Consider the following 19,955-nt stretch of genomic DNA (forward strand, 5'->3'; position numbering starts at 1 on the left):
TCTCCTTCTTCCACTTCAATGTCATAGGTATCATATGCATTCACCCATGGGCTGGTCACACAACCACAATGTCAAAATACGCATGCAAACAGAAAAACTGCCCCCAAGTGGAGGCAGTTTACTATAATTTAACGGCTTTTATTGCCTGCGGTGAACACCGACCGTCTGCTGAACATTTCCTGCAATGACGATCGTCACGGGTGTTATCTTCACCGCTCCGTTGCTGTAAATCGCTTTGAACGTGAAAGTCAGCGGTCCTTCGGGCAGCTTCTCAAAATCCGCCTGCCACATGTCCCCGCTCCAGCCCGTATGCGCCGAATTAGCAGCAGTCAGGCTTACCGTTACTCCGTTCATCGTCACCTTCACTTCATTAGCAGCAGTTGCTGTGTCCGTGTCAGTCGTATTGGCACTCAGCATAAACCGCTCTCCCGCCCAGAAAACTTGAGCCGCACGCGGACTGTTCTCATCCCCGGATGCTTTCTTATTGCTCTCTTTGCGGCGCTTATCCCATTCGTCGGTGTGCATTACCTTCCCGCTGACCGTTAGCGGCAGTACCGTGATGAGCTTGCTCACAGTCACAGGCGGCGCTTTTCCATCGGAGACGGTAAGCTGAACGGTGTACGAACCTGCACGATTCGCTTTGATCGTCGGACCCGCTACTACATAAGGATAACTGGCTGCATATGCAAAAGTCTGTTTTGCCCCCGAAGGGTCCGTGACCAGATAGGTGACCGTCAAATTATCATGATCAGGATCTGTAATCTTCGGCAGCAAAATAATATCATCATCTTCATAGAGCGGCTTCGGCTTCCAATCAAAATCAACAGTCGGCGGCTGATTCGTCTCGATATAGAAGAACTTCGGCTCGCTCCACTCGCTCCAATCGTATCCGTCGAAGACGCGAACCATGGCGTACATGTTGACCTTCTCTGGCAGATCCACGCCTGGCGTCCAGAAACGATCACTTATGGATTTGATACCAGACTGATATTCAAGAATACCGCCGTAGCGATAAATCTTCATTTCGTACTGCGCTTGCGAATCGGCGTCTGCATCCGAATAATTCCATTTGAACGCAGGCCGCAACAGGGTCAACTTGGTAGGATTAAGCTGATCTGTGCTGCCTGGAATGTAGATATCCGCGCTTGGTATCTGGTTCACAATGCTTACTTGTTTGCTAAACTGGGAGGCATCGCCAACGGAATCTTCAACGATCTGCCGGATTGTGAAGAGCCCTATCGTGTTGAATGCCTTATCCCAGCTCGTGCGCGAATCACTTGCAAACACTTCAGCACTGCCTGTTGTTTCGTTCTTGATATAGTACTGGTGCGGCAGGTTTGTGCGATCGCCATCTTCTTTGTCGTAGGCTTCTGAAACGATAGTAATAGATTCACCTCGGAATGCACTCTTCACATTGGTCCTAAAACCAGGAACTGGCGGAGTATTCGGAGCTGGCAAAGCCGTAACATCCATTGTGACCACTGTGTATTCCGACCATGCACCATATTCGTCGCGAACCGCCATGCCTACCTCGTAGGTTCCAACTTCCGCAGGCTTCACGAGCTTCTTCGCTGCATAGTCACCACTAGGAGTGATGTAATAGAACAACTTCTCCATAATCCCTTTTGTAGCCAGATAATCAATCCCCGTGCTCTCCGTGGAGTAATCGGTCGAGCTTTCATATCTGTCTGGGTCATGGCTGCGATCAGTCCACTCCACCGTGTTGTCCGCTAGAATTGCAAGACTAAAGTCTGAGATCGGCCTGCGGTGAACGGTGATTTTCTTCGTAAACATATTGGACAATTTGCGATAAGCATCAAAGGTGTCGTCAGGCGATAAATAGTCAGGGTTTGGGTCATCCTTCGCCCTTAGGCCCACGACATAATCCCCGACCTTATCGAACTTCAACTGTGCATTACTGAACGTCTTACCATCAAGTGTAGATATGCCTTGATTATGTATAAATCGCGGCGTATGGCTTACGCTCCAAGTGTACTTGCCTTGTGTCGGCGGATCGCCTTCCGGATCGTTAAAAACAATGTTGTTGTATTCGACCTCTGCAGAAGCATCGGTCCCGGACTCGTCCAAGATTGCATATTGATCCGACCAGATGTTCATTTCACTCGCCTGCTTCGCAGAAATGCCCCAGAAGTTGATATTCGCTTTGTCTGAATAAGGCCCAAAACGTCCTGATGTAAAGCTGCTGTCCTGCGTTTCGATAATAGGCACTTTATTTAGGAAAATCGTGAGCTCTTTTCCTATTGCTTTAATCTTGAATACGGCATTCGTGTCATTCTTGAATGGATATGCTGCACTTCCGAGCACGGTTCGGTTACCACCAACATATTTGACGAGTTCAACAGATGTACTCGTTGCTTCTACTGCATAACGATTGTCTAAGTTCTGAATCCGGAAGGAAAATCCGAAATCATTAGTATCATAAGTAGTAGACAGCATTTTCATTGAAAAGTTTAATTCGGCGTCACCATACTCGTCTTTGGAGATAAAATGACCAAGTCTAAAACGCTCTGGAAATGCGTTCGTTGACGGCGCACTTTTTATAAGCCAAGGGACCCACTGGGAATCAACCCTTGTTCCCCACGTCGTATAGTGTCCGAGCGTCACATACATCCCATCCCCGATATACATTAAGAAGGTCGCATTATTCGTATAGGACGCAACCTGGTGACTATTGGTGCTCTCTGGGAATGAAAAATAGTAGTTGGCTAGGTATGGAAACACATTCGTCCAGTACGATCCGCCCGACGAGGTATAGTTGCCAAGTACAGTGCGCGCACCATCAATGGTTAATACTTCTGGCTGCCTGTCTTTCTTATTCGCTACCTTCGTTCCATCCGCAAGGAACATAAAATTGGCGTACTCCGAAGTGAAGTCATATTGACCGGTTACGCTAATCGAATGACCTGAATCCATATCGATGCTCTCCAAGTAGGAGCTGCAATCCCATCCACCAGGATAGGTATAGCTTCTGGCGATCACCTCTCCTTTCATTGGGTTCATAATTAGAACAGGGTAATTGTCATTGGACTGATAAAAACCGCGATTACACGGACCAATGATATTGAATTCTCCGCCCAGAATAGTTCTCCATTGTAAATCGAAGTTCGAGTCGAGTTTAATGACAGCCACTTTTTCACCTGGTGCACTATAACAAGACTCGTACGCATAATAATTGCCTTTCGTATCTTTGTACACGGTTGCAGGGTCAAAGTAGCACGAAGGGACATTTGGACGAGCTGCAATTGGTTTACTTGTGACAACCTCGGCATTCCTATTGAACTCTAATGCTTTCCCTTGAATAAAGAGAACAAGATTGTCATTTTTCGTGAAAGTAGATGCATATCTCAAGTTCCTTCTACCTTGAGGAAATAAATCTTCAGTAGGCTTCCATCCATTCAGTGATGCCTTGTTAATAAGCGCACCTGTAAAGGCATCATAAGTGATGACGTCATTTCCATAGATTACATAGAGCGTCCGATCTCCTAGCTCGAAACTCACTCTCGTACCTGAGGTATTTGGGTATGCGAGCATGAAATCATATGGCGATCCATTCGGATACGAATAGGTAATATTAAATCCTGTTGGATTAGCTAGCTGCGGATTAACAATCTTCGACTTATTCATGGCATAGATCGTATTGCTGTCAGATAAGAAATAGAAATACTTTGCGTTCGTCCGGAAGACCGGATTGTTATTTAAGTAGATGGGGTAATTATTCGCGTCAAGCAGTGGACTTGACACGGTACTCGAACCTGCAGCTGATCGATATGGAGACAACCCGTTCGCACCATACCCAAAGTCAAATGTAGGCTCAACCTGATCATTGTAAAAATCATTATTGAAATATCTTTCTGAGTAAAAATGACTGTACTGATGTTCCGGCTGCTTTCCTGTCCCGCCCTCAAGCGTACCGTTGCGGATCGACCAGTTTATCTTCGGGTTCGCAACTCTGTCTCCCGTATTCATATCGAATAGATCCCACGTATTAAGAATGTCCTGAGCGGGATAGCTCATTGGAAGATCCAAATCTGGCTGCGGATTCTTCCCCTCCACATCGAATGACACCTCCGGCGCAAGGTTCGAGACGTTCAGTGTATAGGATAATGCAGTCCATCCGGACGTATCGCCAATCATCCCATACTCTTCCGTCACCATCACATAGAACAGATACCTGCCAACCTTGTTCGGTATGAACGTCAGTTCTTCCAGCGTACCTGGTATGTCCTGCCAATCATTGTCGTAGAAACCATTGTTATTGGTATCATATTTGTACTTATACTCGGCTTTAATAATTTGATCTCCGTCTGGACTCGTAGACAGATTCGGAATGGTTACCGTTTCGCCCCGCAGTCCTACACTTGGTACAAGCAGCTTTGCTATTGGCGGAAGATCAGGTTTTACAGTAATCGTACACGTTCCTGCTTGTATGGACTTCAAACCGGAATCGTCATACACATCTAAGCTCACAACAATATGGATATCTTCATTCGAGTCATTGGTATACGTCGTCTGTCTGTTCGTCCATTCATCCTTACTGTGATTAATCGTTCTTCCCATTGGGCTGTAACTCTGACTTGCATCAAACTTTGTCATATCAACAGGATGATTTGCAATAACTTCTACCGGACATCCAGGAATAGGAACTGGATTTTCCGGCACTACTTTTATCATGGTACACGTTGTGGATGTCGCTCCAAAAGTATCACGCATCATGCCGCAGACTCGGTGATACCCAAGCGTGTCCATCTTAAGAGAGTGCTGCCCATCGATGTATGCATAACTATTAGATGGTATGGATTGAACAAAAGGATCGCTGCTCGCCGCAGTATCAAATCCCATGAAGATCACATCGTCCCCGTCTGGATCATGAGGAGTTGGAACAGCAGGATCATCAATATAGATGAGGTCGAGTACAGTATTAATTACGACCTCCTGCAGAGGATGCTTATTGTCATAGGAATGAACAAAACCGATCTTGAAACTTGGTGGATTATTATTCGCGGGTCCAGACACATTCAGAACTTCTGGGCCAATCCAGTCGGAGACGCCGCAATCTGTTACGATCTTCATGTAGACACTATGGTAGCCGAGTCCGATATTCCAAGGATAATTACCATATGTATAACTCGAATCCGAAGTCATACCGTAAACTGCAGGACCTGTCCAAGTTGTTCCGTCTCGTTCGATTTTATAGTAGTGGTATTTATAAGGACAGCCGTTTAATAGAAAATCGCGTGGCTGCAGCTTGAATGAGTCCTTATAAGCAATACTTGAGGGCACCACATCGAAATCTCCAGTGAACTTGGCTGGTGTCTCGTAGAAAAAAGAAACAAAACCACTTTTATTACGAGTTGCATCCAGATATACAGGTTGATTCGTCATCGGGGTCACTAGGTCGGAAAAATAAACATATGACAAGTTGCTCCCTTTGATATCACCATACTGGCTATCAAAACCGTACGTTTTGTTAAATGGCAGCGCGCTAGCGTCTTCAACAATGAGCTGAGCTTGTTTATAAGCTCCTGTTGGACCTTCCCTTACCATGTGCCGTATTTGCACTTGGCCAGCGATGTTCTTCTCGTAATAGAAAGAGATATACGCATCGGTTTGCGATACGGTGAGATTAATCGGTTGGTCTTTTAGCGCTCCTTGGTAATCGATATAAGTGATATATGACGAGTTACTGGCAAGTGCTTTTCCATACTGGCTGTCAGCCTTATAGGTGCCCGAAAATGGAAAAATAGCAACAGGAATTATATCTTCTTTCTCCTGCGAGAAGGTGCCTGTCGGTCCGTTTCTCACCATATGTCTGATATGTACCTCGCCTTTATTTTCAAGATGATATACATAGGCAAGTTTCACGAGTGGCGCAAATGTTTTTAAGTCGTACTTACCTAGATTGTAAGAAGCGGCAGGTGTCAGGGAAGAAATATCAGCCTCGCCCCCATTTGTCGCCTTCGTGTAACCATTGTAGGTATAGCCTGATCCGGCAGTTGGCTCATCGTGCTGAAACGAATATGTCTGACCGTCGATTAGAGTCTTCGTCGAGTCTTTAAGACCGGCTACTCCGTCAAGGCTATGTCCTTGCTCATCGACATGGGTAATCTTGATCTGGCCGCTTGTAGGCTTCGGTTCGTAGTAATAATTAATGATGTACTGGTCGAAGCTCCCATCATAGGTGAACGTTGCAGAGTCAGTCATGAAAGGATTGGTTTGTGGATCGTTGCCGTTGGTGGACTTCTTATATTTTCCGGCGTAGACGTAATTGGGATTCGTGCCTGGTGCTGGCGGGTAAGTCGAACCAACCTTCATGATTCCCTTCTGAATGGGAATCTTAGAATCTAGCGAAGTGCCATCCGTTGCAACGCTATGGACTTCGTACTGGCCTTCGAGCGTGAATTCGAACAAGACCGGGTAGTAGTATCGAAACCCCTTTACGTTAGAATTACACCCAGAACAAGGGTCTATGGCAGACATTTCTCTTATGTCAAAAGTGTTAGCTGACTCTAACTTCCCTGTCATCGATACATCGATTGTTACCGAGTTTGTGCCTTCTCCTGTTGTCGTTCCTTTATACGGACCTCCAGTATTAGTTGAGAAAAACGGTTGATACGAATTGTAATTATCCGTATTTCTTGATCCGTTAAAATACTCACCATATTTTGAAGATGCAACAAACGGTTTTACAGTAACGCTCTTAATAATTCGGTTTGTTGCTGGAAATGTATAGGTGTGTTTTAGTTCACTTGTAGAAACGGTATCACCAGGTTTTTTTGTAGTCCAGGCACCGCTAGAATCACTCCAAATATCATAAGACATAAATCCAACAGCATACCTTTTAAGCGGATCTCCGCTAGGATCTTTGTATAGGTTGACTCCCGCATTCCCGAAATCCAACGACTGCGCTGCACTCGCAGTAAACAAACCCATAAACGGGGAAAGAAGAGAGAGTACAACCGCTCCTAGCAAGGAGACAGATATATATTTTCTCAATTTCACAAAGTGACCTTCCTTCTAGTTGGCGAAATAATTGTCAACGAGTATAACGCTATCAGATGGCGCAAAAATGCCGATGTAATCAGCTTGTTTAATTCTAAAAGATTCGTAATTTTTCATACCAAAATCGTTTTCATCGATCGAAGAAGCAACACGGTTATAATGAATTCGATAATCACCAATTGACTCGCGAATTCCAGAAAACTCAGACCTAAATCTAGCCGACTTCCCTTTCTCTAAAACATAAAAGGATGTTCCCATTACTCCTTTATCATTGGTAACAGCGCGTGTTACTTCTTTACCATCAAAATATGCTAGATCCAGTCGGTAATAGATATCACCCGAAATTATGAGAGGAAAATCAGTCTCCTTAATAATCCTTGCTTTTGTTTTCGTCGGGCTAAAACCATCACTAACAATCATCTTCCCTTGTTTTCCAGAGAAGTACTTCAAGTAAGGTTTAATATCTACAGCTTTCACAGCATCTTCTAATTTGGGCACATCTTTATTGCCAATCCAAACAAATTGACTAACAGAATCCCACTTCACTGCTACACCTAACCCCTCGCTAATGACACGAAGCGGCACCAGTGTCCGTCCCGACTTGACTTTGACGGGCACAGGCAGATTAACCGTTTTACCATTTATCGTTGCCGAAGCTGTGTCAATTGTCAGCTCAAGTGTGCTCTTTCCTTTAACGATACTGATTTGCTTACCCTTTAACGTAATCTTGCCGCCAAGCTTGTCCGATATCACGCGCAGCGGCACTAATGTCGTTCCGTAAACACTCTCAGGCTGTACATCAGATGGCAACTGACGCGCATTGTATAACACCTTAATTGATAGTTTTGATTCCACTTTGGTAGCCTTTTCAGCTGCAGAGGCTGAACTCCCCACTAAACTCATAGGCGCAATCACAACAGCCACACAAGTCAATCCAACTAGTACCGTCCTTACATTTCTCATCTCTCATTCTCCTTTTATCATGATGTAATTTGAGAAATCCCTTAAAAAACAAACAAAAAAGCACCGCCTGCAAGCCAAATAACCAGCCCGCAAGCAGGTGCTTCCTGCTTCGTACATACATTTCATTACTATTAAATCCCATATTACCGAGTATTTCGATAAATTACAACCATATTTTTCATGCTTTTTACTCTATTTATCTTCACTGCTTTAATTAATATACTCGTTCCCGCTCTACCTCTACCTCTACCTCTACCTCTACCTCTACCTATAACCTATCTATAACCCCCGCCTCAAGCCGCGCCTCATCGAACAGCTCCAGCCACCGCGCCGCAGAATGCTGCCACGTGAAATGCTGCTCCACCCGTTCCCGGCTCCGCAGCCCCATCTCGTGCCTCAGCCTGTCGCTCTGCAACAGCTCCAATAGACGCGCTCTCATCTCGGGCACGACTTGGTCGGGATTCACAAGATACCCTGTCACGCCGTCCTCAATGATCTCCTTCATCCCGCCAGCTCGAGTAGCAACGACCGGCAATCCGCATGCCATCGCCTCTACGTTCACAAGCCCGAACGCCTCCCGCTTCCCCGACGGCACGACAGCGACATCGGCGCCGAGAAACCAGCCCGGCACTTCGCCATAAGGGACATAAGGCACAAACTGCACATACCCCTTCATCTTCCTGCCAAGCCGGTGCAGCTCGCGCACATAAGCCGTCGTCCGCTTCGATCCGTAGAAAGCTCCGCCTACGATAACAAGAAGTACCGACGGGTGCTCTTCGATCAGCCGCGGCATAAGCTGAAGCAGATGGTGCACGCCTTTGATCGACAACAGCCTGCCCATAAAGAGCACAACACTGCGCCCTGCCCAGCCCCGTTCCGAACGCAGCTGCATCCGCCTGCGAGCGCCTTCCGGCGTATATTGAGAGACGAACCGCTCCGTATCTACACCGGGATAGACGACCCGCAGCTTATGTGCGTACGCCGGTACGCGAGCCGCCGCGTCCTCTCGCAGGTATTCACTATTAACGATAATGCGATCTGCTGCCCGGAAACTCCGCTCAAGCTCAGTCTCGCTGATCACACTTTTGCGAATAAACGTGGAGGAGTGCAGGTTCAGCCATATTTTGCCGTTCGGCTGCTGTCTCCGAAGTCTAAGTACATAGCGCGGCCGGTTCTCCACCTGCGTTAGCTCAGGCTGGAAACGGCGCAAGGCATGACCAACGCGCTTCAAGTAAAGCCGTTTATTCACAGCGGGAAACCGCTCCACCGCCGAACCGCTTAGCTTCCCGCAACGCCCGAGCGTCCGGCTGCTTCTGCCATAAATACACGCGTCAATCCGAGGCACAAGCAGCGGAACCAGCTTCTCCACCACTCGTTCTACAGAGCTGCTGTTCTGTGAAGGGAGAGGAAACGTCCCCGGCGTTACAAAAGCGATTCTCGGTCTAGCCATTCATAAAGCCCGCCTCTCATGCGATTAAGCTTGCTAACGTAGCATACGTGAAGCTGACGAGCATGGACACGCGCGAAAGGCCCTATTTCTTGTACCATTCGCCTCTTCTTTAACTCTAGCTGCGTCTGCCCACCATCTGCTGTACGAGCAAAGCCAAACCGTATGGCCCCAAATATGCACCGCTCACGAGAAAAATCGGGCTGTTAAACACCTCGTGCACCTGTGTCATAAACACCGTATCGTCCATTATCGTCCTTGCCACGCTTGCAGCACCTAGAACGAAAAAGCCGAGATAGGCCAGAACCGCCAAGCCATCGAGCAGCATTTTGACCCCGTCCGATTTCCCTCTCAGCCAAATAAGCAGCACCGCTCCAATAATTACCCCAACAAGAACAAAACCCGCCATATTCTTCACCTCACACGCCAGTATTCGCCTATTCATGCTTCCGATAAACGTACTGGAAATCAACTCTATTGCTAATTAAGTCGCGATATGTCACACTAGTTCACAGACAACAGATATCGAAGGACTTTCCCCCGTAAACCTAGAGAGGACGTGAATTACCGGCATGACTAAATGGCTGCTCCGATCAATGACCGAGCTTAGCTCGCGCAAATGGATTTCGCGAATAACCGGTCGATTTGCCCAGTCGCCCGCTAGCCGGCGCTTTATCCCGAAATTTGCCCGTATGTACGGGATTGCTATAGAGGAAGCCGAGAAGCAGCTGCACGAATACAGCACGTTGAACGAGTTTTTCACCCGTCGGCTGAAGGCTGGCGCACGAACGATTGATCAGGATCCAGCTGCACTTGTAAGCCCGGTGGATGCCCTCATTACCGGCTGCGGCCCGATTGAACAAGGTACAATTCTTAATGTCAAAGGCCAGGATTATACGATCGAGGAACTGCTCAACCGCTCGCCGCGCATGGAGAATTACAAGAACGGCTACTATATGGTGCTCTACTTAAGTCCGACAGATTACCATCGCATACATACGCCAATCGCAGGTACAGTTGTGGAACGCGAGCATGTGCTAGGCAAAGTGTATCCCGTCAACGAATTCGGACTTCGCCATATGCGCCGGGTGCTAAGCCGCAACGAGCGATTGATTACTTATATGAGACATGCCAATGCGGAGACAGCGATTGTAAAAGTTGGCGCGATGAACGTCAGCAGCATTAAATACGTACTCCCCCTCCGTGACAAAATGGACAAAGGTGACGATCTCGCCTACTTCGAGTTCGGCTCCACTGTTGTGCTCCTGACCGAAGACAACAGCTTCTCCCCGCGTCCGGATATGAAGACGGGGCTGAAAGTCCGCATGGGCGAACCGCTCGGCACATTAAATGCCTAATAAACGCAGCAAAGCGACAGGATCTCTGCGATCCTGCCGCTTTTTTTAATTTCCCCGATTAGCGAATTTCCGACGGACTCTTCCCCGTATACTGCTTGAACTGGCGGCTAAAGAAGAAAATATCCCGATAGCCCAGCGCGTCAGCAACCTCGGTCACATTCATTCCCGCATGCATGAGCAGATGCTGCGCCCGTTCGATACGCGTCCGAATCATATACGTTTGCACCGATGTGCCGATCATTTCCTTGAACTTGATCGAAAAATATCTCGGCGACAGCTGCGCTCGCTGCGCCAAATCTTCGACGCGGTGCACGATACCCGGATTTTGCCGAATAAAGTTCGCGATCTCATGAATCGCTTCGGTCAGCTGATTGCTGCCCTTGCGTTCAACAGGACCTTCCATATCCTCCCGCAGCAGATAGATCATAAGCTGCTTCAAAATCAGCTGCGCTTCTTCCTCAGCCGCGAACGTCTTCACCAAGAACAGGCGCACATACCGCGACAGCAAATGCTCGAAATCCACCGTCTCGTTCAGTATCCGATACGACTGTGGAACGACATCAACCGGATCCGCCACGTCAAAATGAATATACGTCAGCACGAGAGGCTTTTGCGGATTATGAGTTGCGCTCGTATGATCGCCAGGCTTAAATAAGAAACAGCTGCCTTTGCTGACCGGGTACGGTGTGCCATTTAATATGACTTCACCACTGCCGCTCCATACGTAGAATAAATCGTAATTTGCCAGCGGCTTTTCGCGCTTCTGCCACTTCCATCCGGGCTCGCAGACGATTTTGGCAAAAGCGGTCTTCAATATGAAGGATGTCGGCGGACAATGCAGCATGACAGCTTCCTCCTCTTGCTTGTACAACATCATCGATGACATCATACAATACTGCGATTCCTTTGCCAATATTGGCTTCAATCGTTCACGGACAGTCTCCTCCAAAAAAGTATAAAAAATAATGAGAGAACATGGTCTTCCGCTCCGAATAAGTGTTATAATATCAGCTAACGGTTTCCAATGGGACCCAATAATGAGAATGAATCGCCGGAAGGATGAAATGAAGTCCATGAACCCACTTGCTGAAGCATTGAACGCCACGATTGAGCGCGAGAACGGCCATGTTTTCGCTATGTTATCCACACTCGGTAAAGCGATCTACTTTCCGAAGGAAGGCATTTTGAGCCAATCGGCCGAAGCAAAAGCAAAGGCAAAGAAGTATAATGCAACGATCGGTATCGCAATTGAGAAAGGCCAGCCGATGCATTTGCAGGTTATCCAAGACACACTCTCCGCTTATAACCCGAAGGATCTCTATGAATATGCACCGCCGGCAGGCAAGCCGGAGCTACGTGCTGCATGGCGCAGCAAGATGCTGAAGGAGAACCCGTCGCTCGCGAATAAGAGTTATGGCAATCCTGTCGTAACGAACGCACTTACACACGGCCTTAGCATCGTTGCAGACCTGTTCGCCGATGTCGGTGACGCCGTCATTATTCCGAATAAAAACTGGGAGAACTACGAGCTGACCTTCGGTATCCGCCGCGGCGCAGTCATTGTAGAATACCCGCTATATAACAGCGAGAACCGTTTCAATGCTCAAGGCCTCCGCGATGCATTACTGGCGCAGAAGGACAAAGGCAAAGCGATTGTCGTGCTGAACTTCCCGAACAATCCGACTGGTTACACGCCAGGCGCTGAAGAAGGCAAAGAAATCGTAGCAGCGCTTAACGAAGCAGCTGAAGCCGGCATCAACGTTGTTGCCGTTACAGACGATGCATACTTCGGCCTCTTCTTCGAAGGCTCGATGCATGAATCGTTGTTCGGCCAATTGGCTGGCCTGCACCCGCGCGTGCTGCCAATCAAGGTCGATGGCGCTACGAAGGAAGAGTACGTATGGGGCTTCCGCGTTGGCTTTATCACCTATGCCGCTTCCTCGGACGCACTGCTTAATGCACTTGAACAGAAAACAATGGGCATTATCCGTGCGACGATCTCCAGCGGTCCGCATCCGTCGCAGACCTTCGTGCTGAAAGCTCTGCAATCGCCGGAGTTCGAAGCGCAGAAGGAAGAGAAATACGCCATTATGAAAGCCCGCGCGAACCGCGTCAAAGAATTGCTCGACGGTGGCCGCTACGGCGACGTATGGTCCTACTACCCGTTCAACTCCGGCTACTTCATGTGCCTCAAGCTGAACACAGTCGATGCCGAAACGGTGCGTACGCGCCTGCTCGACGAGTATCAGATCGGCACAATCGCGCTAGGCGAGACAGACCTGCGCGTTGCATTCTCTTGCATCGAGGAAGAGAACCTGGAAGAGCTGTTCGATACGATCTATAAAGCAGTGCAAGAAGCTGCAGTAGCAAGCAAGTAAAATAAAGAGGCAGTTCTTCTCAAGGATTTCACTCCTTGAAAGGAACTGCCTTTTTCATGTTACTGAAACTGCGCCGCCTGCCCTTGCTGCTGTTCCGGCACATTCACCGCCGTATACCGGTTCGCGGGTATCTTCAGCCCAGCTCTGGAAACGCCTCACCAAACGGATTTTGCGAGAAATCATGATGCTCGAAGAAACGCCTCAATTAAATGCGTCGGAATTTAGAATAGAGTGACGTCAGTTAATCCTCTTCCGGATCCGCCGACATCTTCCGCTTCACGCTCTTCGGTCGCAGCGCCAGCACGTAGATTAATGCAACAGCAAGTGCGGCGACCGCTTGCAGCGCATAGCCTTGGGGCACGAGCCAGATGCACTGCGGCAGCCAAATCACGAGCGCGCACAGCAGCGATGCTCTGCGGTCGACGCGAAGGACAGCCGATTGGCGCGTCTCTTCCGGCAGCGGATACACATGCCGCCAGACCGAATGGCGATGCGCCTGCGCGAGCGCTCTTAGCTGAATGCCCGTCAGCCATACGAAGAGCAGATAGACGCCGGCGGAACCCCAGCCCGCCCATAATGCTTCATAGGCGGCAAGCCAGCCGGTAAATAGACCAAGTGCCGTCAGCCGCAGCAATATCCCGCCAAGCTCTGTCCGAATAAGCGTCTGCGTATATAAATAGAAGAATGCGTTAGACTTGCGGTATGCAATCATCTTCGCTGCCCAAGCTGCGTACCTGCGCGTTTTCACCCAAGCCGGTTCGGTCGGTATATCTGCGAAAGCGCTGAAGAACAGCGTATATCTGCGCCTCGTACGCCTCTCCTCCTCGATCAGCGTCAGCCAAGGAATTGGATAACGCGGCAGCCGATTGTAGATGATGGCGAGCAAAACGATGCAATTCGCGAAAAGGATAAGAAGCGATGCCTTGAGTAGCGCAGCAATGGCGAGAGCCGTCGCCGCCCAGCGCAAGACGCGCAGCACTCTGCGGCTGCCTGCAGTAACGATCTGCCTTTCCCTCCAAGCCGCGACGATATGCAGCAGCTTAAGCAACAATACGGCAAGCACCACAACAAACAAGCTTGTCCGTCCGTTGCCGGCGTGGTAGAGCGGCAAGTACGCCGCGCAGCCAATAAGCACGGCCGCTATGCCCGCCATTCCGTTATATCTCATCGAGCGGCGAATGTAGGCTGGCATCTCCGCTTCGCGCGGCACGAGGAAGACGATGTCCGCCTCGCGAAGCCAGGTACGGAGCGGACTCCAGCATACGAGAGGCGTCAGCACGATAACGCCGACGAGCACGACCGGGAAGTTCGCAGGCAGGTTTCGCAGCAGCATGCCATAGCCGGTAATGCCTGCCAGGAGCGCCATAATGATGACTCCGGGCAGACCGCTCTGAGCCATATAGCGAAAATACGGCATCGACTCCCGCCAGAACGCGGCAGACCTCGAGCGCCACAGCGCATCAACCGAACGTTCCATGATGATGAGCTCCCTCGCCTCCGCCATTGGCTTTTCCCGTTACAAGCCGATAGAACGCCTCCTCCAGCACGCCCGCACTGCGGTCCTCCGGCATTCCAGCCGCGCGGCACACATCCTGCAGCGTTCCTTGCGCCACAATGACGCCTTGATGAAGCACGATAAATCGGCTGCAATACGACTCGACTGTCGCCAGAATGTGCGAGCTCATGAAGACGGCGGAGCCCTCTTTGGTCACCTCAACGAGCTTATCAAGCAGTGACCGAATCGCAAGCGGGTCAAGCCCGAGGAACGGCTCGTCAATGACATAGAGCGCCGGTCTTGCCAGCAGCGCGTTCATAATCATCACCTTTTGCCGCATCCCTTTCGATAGGTGTGCCGCGAACGCTCCCCGCTTCGGTGCCATATAGAACTCCTTCAGCAAGCTCTCACTCCGCTGTTCATACAACGATTCCTGCACGTTATACGCCATTCCCGTCAAACGAAGATGCTCTTCCACCGTGAGCTCATCGAACAGAAGCGGCGACTCCGGCACATAGGCGAGCGAGCTGCGATACGTATCCGGCTGCTCAGCCAGCGTATGCCCGCCGATTCGAATTTCCCCTGCATGCGGCTGCATGAGGCCAAGAATATGTTTAATCGCGGTACTTTTGCCAGCGCCATTCAGTCCAATCAGCCCCACCATTTCCCCGGCGCCGACCTCGAACGACAGATCATGCAGCACCGGCCTGCGCGGACTGTATCCGCCAGTTAATCCTTTTACCGTAAGCACGGAATCCATTTGACGCGCACCTCCTCTTCTCTCACCGATACTACCAAATTTTACGCAAAATGAAAAATAAGCACGCTGCACGGACATAAAAAACCTCGCGCCTGCCGTAACGGCAGAACGCGAGGCTTGTGAGGTTTGTGAGGCGTGCGGGGCTATCGGTTACCGACTAAGCCAGCACTTTGATGGAATAAACGATGTTATTGATAACAGTAAGCTCAACTGCGTGTCCAACAACAAGCTTCGTTTGATCGCCAACGATAATAACATCAGGCGCTACATTCAGCACAAGCGCTTGCGTAGAGTTGTTCACCGTTTGCGTGATCGATACAGTTGCGATTTTGCCATCCGCGTTCAGCGAGAACGCGTTGAACAGGCCTGCTTGCGTTGTAACTGCAGGCGTTTCAGCTGCCGGCTTCGTTACTTCGATGAATACGACTTTGCCGTTGAACGTGCGCACAAGCACTTCATCGCCAGCTTTCAGCGCAGTTGCCGCTGCTTTCACATCGTTACGGAAAATAAATACGTTCGGATCAAGCGTCAGCGCAGCTTCCGTGTTGTCCGCTTTAACAACTGTGATCGAACCGTTCGATGCTGCTGCTTTCAGCTTACCTGTAATTGCTGCTGCATCATTGGCGTTATCAGGAAGCTGCTCGTCCGTACGGCCCAATAGTGCAGCCAGCTCAGCGCGAGTAACTTCTTGGTTCGGACGGAATGTACCGTCTTGGTAACCAGTGATCAGGCCTTTCTCGATTGCGACTGCTACATAACCAACGGAACCAGCTGGGATTTTCTCTGCATCTTTGAAGTCAAGGTGAGAGTTCACTTTAGCCTTCGCTTCTGCATCAAGACCCATTGCTTTAACAAGCAGCGTTGCTGCAAACAGACGGCTTGCAGGCTTGTCCGGTTGGATAACTGTATCTGTTTCTGTGAACAGATCCTTCTCCAATGCAACTGCTACATAGCCAACTGCCCAAGGATATTTCTTCGTAAGCTGGTCAGCATCCTTGAAGTTCAGCTTCGTGCTCATCTCTGCTTGCGATTCCGCTTGATCCTTCAATCCCATCAGACGAACAGCTGCAACGATCGACTCGATGCGTGTAATCTTCTGCTGCGGCTTGAATGTACCGTCTTCATAGCCGTTGAACACGCCTTTGGAAGCAAGACGGATGATGTACTCAAGCGCCCATTTCAGATCCTTCTCGTCTTTGAACTGAAGGTTGATCTCGTGCTTGTTTTTATCTTTTTTGTCATCATTTTTGCCGTTGTTGTTCCCGTGACCATTGTCATTTCCATGTGCAAAAGCGCTGCCTGCGCCACCTGCTAGAGTTAGTAATGCTACGGACGTAACTGCCGCCTTTTTCAAAATGGCTGTTTTCATGTGGTGCCACTCTCCTCGCGAATACGGTCATTGCCGCTTTTTTACTTTCGCTAATACCGTTCGGGGAGCAGCATTCGGTTTTAGGGGGTAGCCCTTCGACCTTTGCCATTTATTTGCGATCCATTTCGTCAAAAACTGCGGCACAAAGCCGCGCTACACCTGCTCTGAAGCCGAATAAGCAAGCGGGAAATATTCATTGTCAAAAAGGTCTCCTTGCTTCGGACGAGGACCCAGCAAACGGATGTTATCGACGTTTTGTTTCTTCTCGTACGCCATGCCTTTAGGGAAATAATGACCGACTACGCATAGTCGCGGATCATTGGAGAAGTTCTGGCGCGAGCCGTGAATCGTAAGCGAATGATGGAAGCTCACTTGACCTGCTTTCAGAATGAGCGGCTCTTCGCGCCACTGCTTCTCTTCCACTTCCATCTGTTTCTTCACGGCTTCGAGCTCCTCGTTAAAGAAACCGTCCGAGTTCAGCAGTCCCCACTTATGCGAGCCTGGGATGACCGACATACAGCCATTCGTCAGATCCGTATCTTGCAGCGCAACCCATGCTGTTACCAGGTTCGTCGTATTCGTGCATTGCCAGTACGTATAGTCTTGGTGCCAGCCCACATTGCCGACCGAAGTGCTCTCGCCTTTACCTGTACCCGGCTTGTAGATGACTTGGTCATACCAAACGCGCGCTTCTTCCGAGTTCATCAGGTTCGCCGCCAGCTTACCAAGCTTAGGGCTCGTCACCGCGTTCTTCACTACATCGCTAATCCACCATGCGTTATCGATTTTGCGCAGACGTCCCGGCTTGTCGTCCGGCTTCCACTCCCAGAGCGGGAATCCGTCACCGTCATAATCGAGTGCCCAGATACGGTCATGTGCCGCACGCATCTCGGCAACTTCCTCCGGCGTAAATACAATATCGCTCACCCAATAACCATTCTCTTCGTAAAATTCCTGAGCTGCTTTCTCTTGCTCACGTGTCATGCTATTCAACATTAGCGTTCTCGCTCCTTCGTCAGTTGTTTGTTTGATTGTTTGTATTTCCATACACTCAATATAACGGGTAAATCCAGATCCTGATTGTAAAAGAATCGAGTGATTTGTATAATTGTAAGATGATCGGAGGCGAAAATATGGCTGACAACCTGATTCTTCCAAAGCTTGAGTCATTGATCCAGCTGCTCGACAGCAATTGGAATCATATCCGTGTTCACTCCTGCGGCTTCTGGGAAAACCGCGGCTGGAATGGGCCTGGCCGCACGTTTGAGTTCTCCTATCTGGTCAGCGGCAGCATCCGTTTGCAGCAGGATCGGCATACCGTTGATGTGAAGCAGGGCGACCTGCTATTTGTACAGGACACACTTCGCAACAGCACATGCTCGGACGGCGATTTCCAGCTGTATTACATCGGCTTCTACGCGGACAAGCCTGAGATTGCGGGTGCCATTCGCGACTTGTTCCGTCAGCTCCAGCTCGATACGAAGCCGCTTCAGCTGCAAGGGCTGCAGCAGGATTTTCGCTCGATTATGGCGGATCTCAGCTTTGGAAGGTTTGATTCCGTGCTGGTGAAGCAGCATTTCCTGCATGTGCTGGTCCGTATTTATCATGGGATTGTACAAGCTGGGCGGAGTGCGCATGAGCGGCTCATTCATTCGGTTATTAATGATTTGCACGAGCTCTGCCGTTCGGAGCAAAAGATTAAACTCACGGATATAGCCGAACGCTACTCACTGAACGAGCGCTATCTCAATCACCGGTTCAAGCAGGAAACGGGCATAACCATCGGCAACTACATCACATCGATCCGCGTCGAACACGCCAAACGGCTGCTCGAGACGACGGCGATGCCGATTACGACGATCGCGTATGCGACAGGCTTCTATGACGGCGCGCATTTCAGCCGCACGTTCAAGAGCAAGGAAGGCATTTCGCCGCAGGAGTATCGCAGCTTGCAGCAGGGGATTCCGTTGCAGTAGAGGAAGTGACGCGTGGCGTCGGCGGCCAAGCTTGTAACATTTTCAACGATTGATCGTCTATGGATTAGAAGTTTAAGTGGATGTCGGAGGTTGCTTTGCTATGAGGACATTGAGAATACTGATGAAACTGAAGACATTAAGGATATTGTTTGCAGCCGTGCTTGTTATCATGTCACTAAGCTCATGCTCATCCTCGAATCAGGACCAGCCTGTGCCGGAACAGGATCAGCCCTATCTGATCGTGGATCGACAAGATCCACTTCATAATCTGTCTAACGGAGAGTTCGAGCGGACAATCAAGGATATCACGGCGATCCAAGGCATTATCGATCGATTGGATGCGCTGCCCGCTTTTCCGAAGGACATCGTGCACTGTCCACTCGATAACGGCGTCAACTACGAGCTGCAATTCAAGAACATCTATCAGGATCGCGGCGTAACCATTACAGCTACTGGATGCCAGCAGGTGAAAATAGACGGCGAAGAATACTGGGCGATGGAACCACGGGGAAAAGGTTTTCGAGCATTTATTATGGGGGTACTGGGGATGACGGAGCAGCAGTATAGCGGGATGTAAGGGAACGGACTGCCGTTTCCTGCAAACAATAGCCTGGTCCTCACAGACTACTGAGAAAATCCCGCGGCTCGATTGAGAGCCTCAATCTAACTTACTTGCGTTTCTTATAATGGATTAATCCACTATAGAAAGGCTTTAAGAGCCTATTTCGAGGTCTATAATGGATAAATCCACTCATTATTGATCAAAACAGCCCTTTTCTGCTCGTTTTGCCGAAAATAGGTGGATTTATCCAACGTAGATGAACAAAACAGCATTTTCAAACGAAAATGAGTGGATTTAGAGTCAATTTCATAATGAATAACCCCTTGGAATTAAAGGCTTTTTAGCATGCAAAAAAGGAGTGCCTCCCCAATTTCTCGAAGTTATGGTTACCACACCAAATAACTGAGAAAAGAAAGGAGCACTCCTATGTACTCTATTCAACAAGAAGAGCTGTTTTCCTTCGAGGATTTAATGGAATTTGAGGCAGAAGCAAAATATACAGCTATTTTATCCCATTTGCCGATTGGGACCATCCTACACGCGATCAGTGGTTCTCCTCAGCGCGGGCGTCCGGAATCGATCAATACGCGGGCCATGATCTACTCACTCCTTATTGCAAAAATCGAA

Annotated in this window: 13 protein-coding genes and 1 pseudogene; 5 read left to right on the forward strand and 9 right to left on the reverse strand. The window is 49.2% G+C overall.

The window, feature by feature from the left end; all coding sequences use genetic code 11:
- Positions 1-138: 138 nt before the first annotated feature.
- The 4 genes from A8990_RS11890 to A8990_RS11905 form a co-directional block, all read right to left on the reverse strand.
- Positions 139-7,020: a hypothetical protein gene (locus A8990_RS11890; RefSeq protein WP_147306799.1), complete on the reverse strand. Its 6,882-nt coding sequence runs from the start codon at positions 7,018-7,020 to the stop codon at positions 139-141.
- 15 nt (positions 7,021-7,035) lie between these two features.
- The gene (locus A8990_RS11895; protein ID WP_116189247.1) at positions 7,036-7,983 is read right to left on the reverse strand and encodes a copper amine oxidase N-terminal domain-containing protein; all 948 of its coding nucleotides are present in this window, start codon (positions 7,981-7,983) and stop codon (positions 7,036-7,038) included.
- Between the two features lie 268 nt (positions 7,984-8,251).
- Positions 8,252-9,433 (reverse strand): glycosyltransferase family 4 protein, encoded by a 1,182-nt coding sequence (locus A8990_RS11900; protein WP_116189248.1) that lies wholly within the window; start codon positions 9,431-9,433, stop codon positions 8,252-8,254.
- A 115-nt stretch (positions 9,434-9,548) separates the two neighbouring features.
- The gene (locus A8990_RS11905; protein WP_116189249.1) at positions 9,549-9,839 is read right to left on the reverse strand and encodes a hypothetical protein; all 291 of its coding nucleotides are present in this window, start codon (positions 9,837-9,839) and stop codon (positions 9,549-9,551) included.
- 163 nt (positions 9,840-10,002) lie between these two features.
- On the opposite strand from A8990_RS11905, the gene asd reads away from it, so the two are divergent.
- Positions 10,003-10,788 (forward strand): archaetidylserine decarboxylase, encoded by a 786-nt coding sequence (gene asd / locus A8990_RS11910; RefSeq protein ID WP_116189250.1) that lies wholly within the window; start codon positions 10,003-10,005, stop codon positions 10,786-10,788.
- A 58-nt stretch (positions 10,789-10,846) separates the two neighbouring features.
- Here asd and A8990_RS11915 read toward each other — a convergent pair whose 3' ends face one another.
- Positions 10,847-11,632 (reverse strand): helix-turn-helix domain-containing protein, encoded by a 786-nt coding sequence (locus tag A8990_RS11915; RefSeq protein ID WP_116189267.1) that lies wholly within the window; start codon positions 11,630-11,632, stop codon positions 10,847-10,849.
- Between the two features lie 229 nt (positions 11,633-11,861).
- Between A8990_RS11915 and A8990_RS11920 the strand changes: the two genes are divergently transcribed.
- Positions 11,862-13,166 (forward strand): aminotransferase class I/II-fold pyridoxal phosphate-dependent enzyme, encoded by a 1,305-nt coding sequence (locus A8990_RS11920; RefSeq protein ID WP_116189268.1) that lies wholly within the window; start codon positions 11,862-11,864, stop codon positions 13,164-13,166.
- Positions 13,167-13,407: 241 nt separating this feature from the next.
- On the opposite strand, the gene A8990_RS11925 is transcribed toward A8990_RS11920, so the two are convergent.
- The 4 genes from A8990_RS11925 to A8990_RS11940 form a co-directional block, all read right to left on the reverse strand.
- Positions 13,408-14,643, reverse strand: coding sequence for an ABC transporter permease (locus A8990_RS11925; protein ID WP_181909531.1), 1,236 nt, complete (start codon positions 14,641-14,643; stop codon positions 13,408-13,410).
- Positions 14,627-15,421: an ABC transporter ATP-binding protein gene (locus tag A8990_RS11930; protein WP_116189252.1), complete on the reverse strand. Its 795-nt coding sequence runs from the start codon at positions 15,419-15,421 to the stop codon at positions 14,627-14,629. The genes A8990_RS11925 and A8990_RS11930 overlap by 17 nt, the downstream gene beginning before the upstream one ends.
- 157 nt (positions 15,422-15,578) lie before the next feature.
- Positions 15,579-16,790, reverse strand: a complete 1,212-nt coding sequence (locus A8990_RS11935; RefSeq protein WP_116189253.1) for an S-layer homology domain-containing protein — start codon at positions 16,788-16,790, stop codon at positions 15,579-15,581.
- A gap of 153 nt (positions 16,791-16,943) precedes the next feature.
- The gene (locus A8990_RS11940; RefSeq protein WP_245995970.1) at positions 16,944-17,786 is read right to left on the reverse strand and encodes a phytanoyl-CoA dioxygenase family protein; all 843 of its coding nucleotides are present in this window, start codon (positions 17,784-17,786) and stop codon (positions 16,944-16,946) included.
- Between the two features lie 137 nt (positions 17,787-17,923).
- Between A8990_RS11940 and A8990_RS11945 the strand changes: the two genes are divergently transcribed.
- The 3 genes and pseudogenes from A8990_RS11945 to A8990_RS11955 form a co-directional block, all read left to right on the forward strand.
- A complete protein-coding gene (locus A8990_RS11945) occupies positions 17,924-18,766 on the forward strand; it encodes a helix-turn-helix transcriptional regulator (RefSeq protein ID WP_181909532.1) in 843 nt (280 codons plus the stop codon).
- 100 nt (positions 18,767-18,866) lie between these two features.
- On the forward strand, positions 18,867-19,343 hold the full coding sequence (locus A8990_RS11950) for a hypothetical protein (protein WP_147306800.1): 477 nt from the start codon (positions 18,867-18,869) through the stop codon (positions 19,341-19,343).
- A gap of 411 nt (positions 19,344-19,754) precedes the next feature.
- Positions 19,755-19,955 (forward strand): annotated as a pseudogene (locus A8990_RS11955) (transposase); the annotation flags it as partial.

Source organism: Paenibacillus taihuensis, assembly GCF_003386535.1.
GTDB classification, from domain to species: domain Bacteria; phylum Bacillota; class Bacilli; order Paenibacillales; family Paenibacillaceae; genus Paenibacillus_Z; species Paenibacillus_Z taihuensis.

Coding starts and splice junctions, on each gene's coding strand:
- A8990_RS11895 (WP_116189247.1), bottom strand. CDS start 7,983: ATGAGAAATGTAAGGACGGTACTAGTTGGATTGACTTGTGTGGCTGTT.
- A8990_RS11900 (WP_116189248.1), bottom strand. CDS start 9,433: ATGGCTAGACCGAGAATCGCTTTTGTAACGCCGGGGACGTTTCCTCTC.
- A8990_RS11905 (WP_116189249.1), bottom strand. CDS start 9,839: ATGGCGGGTTTTGTTCTTGTTGGGGTAATTATTGGAGCGGTGCTGCTT.
- asd (WP_116189250.1), top strand. CDS start 10,003: ATGACTAAATGGCTGCTCCGATCAATGACCGAGCTTAGCTCGCGCAAA.
- A8990_RS11915 (WP_116189267.1), bottom strand. CDS start 11,632: ATGCTGCATTGTCCGCCGACATCCTTCATATTGAAGACCGCTTTTGCC.
- A8990_RS11920 (WP_116189268.1), top strand. CDS start 11,862: ATGAACCCACTTGCTGAAGCATTGAACGCCACGATTGAGCGCGAGAAC.
- A8990_RS11925 (WP_181909531.1), bottom strand. CDS start 14,643: ATGGAACGTTCGGTTGATGCGCTGTGGCGCTCGAGGTCTGCCGCGTTC.
- A8990_RS11930 (WP_116189252.1), bottom strand. CDS start 15,421: ATGGATTCCGTGCTTACGGTAAAAGGATTAACTGGCGGATACAGTCCG.
- A8990_RS11935 (WP_116189253.1), bottom strand. CDS start 16,790: ATGAAAACAGCCATTTTGAAAAAGGCGGCAGTTACGTCCGTAGCATTA.
- A8990_RS11940 (WP_245995970.1), bottom strand. CDS start 17,786: ATGTTGAATAGCATGACACGTGAGCAAGAGAAAGCAGCTCAGGAATTT.
- A8990_RS11945 (WP_181909532.1), top strand. CDS start 17,924: ATGGCTGACAACCTGATTCTTCCAAAGCTTGAGTCATTGATCCAGCTG.
- A8990_RS11950 (WP_147306800.1), top strand. CDS start 18,867: ATGAGGACATTGAGAATACTGATGAAACTGAAGACATTAAGGATATTG.